This is a genomic window from Blautia sp. MSJ-36 (assembly GCF_018917985.1).
In the GTDB taxonomy this organism is placed as follows: Bacteria; Bacillota; Clostridia; order Lachnospirales; family Lachnospiraceae; genus Blautia_A.
The window spans coordinates 1-776 of record NZ_JAHLPQ010000069.1 but is presented as its reverse complement, the minus strand read 5'-3'; the positions used below and the strand labels follow the sequence as shown (position 1 = coordinate 776).

1 protein-coding gene is annotated in these 776 nt (G+C 39.3%); it reads left to right on the top strand.

The window, feature by feature from the left end:
- The first annotated feature begins 91 nt into the window (after nucleotides 1-91).
- A complete protein-coding gene (gene tnpA, locus KQI39_RS17160; RefSeq protein WP_216419778.1) occupies nucleotides 92-568 on the top strand; it encodes an IS200/IS605 family transposase in 477 nt (158 codons plus the stop codon).
- Nucleotides 569-776 lie beyond the last annotated feature (208 nt).

The window sequence follows — 776 nt, the reverse complement described above, 5'->3', positions numbered from 1 at the left end:
GAGTAGCTTTAGCTTCAAGTAAAAAACCTCCTGTGATAATATAAAAGTGGGTCCGCAAAACTCACATAATATTATCAAGGAGGTATCCAAAATGGATAAGAACAGTTTAAGTCATACAACATGGGAATGCAAGTATCATTTAGTTTTTGCACCAAAATATCGTAGACAGGTAATATATGGACAAATAAAAGCAGATGTAGCAGAAATATTAAGTATGTTATGCAAAAGAAAAGGAATTGAAATAATAGAAGCAGAGTGCTGTAAAGATCACGTTCATATGTTAGTAAGAATACCACCTAAATATAGCGTATCAGAAATAATGGGGTATTTAAAAGGAAAGTCATCGCTCATGATATTTGAGAAGCATGCAAATCTGAAATACAAGTATGGGAATCGCCATTTCTGGTGTCGAGGATACTATGTAGATACGGTAGGGAAAAATGCAAAGAAGATACAAGAATATATTCAGAATCAATTAAAAAATGATTTAGAATATGATCAGTTAACGTTAAATGAATATATAGACCCGTTTACGGGTGAGCCGGTAAAAAAAGGCAGAAAAAAATAAGCCTAAAAGGCTAGGCCGGGAAAAGAAGCAATAAGCAAATCCCAAGGGGATGCGCAGGAAGTAGGAGGCACTGAGAAAGGCCCTTTAGGGCCAGCCTGTGAAAAGCAGTGCAAGAGGCGGGCCCTCTCAGTGCGCCTTCCGGGCGCAAGCAGGGATGAGCCCCTTATAGGGGCAGTGCAAACCACCGGCTAAGCCGGTGGTTATGATT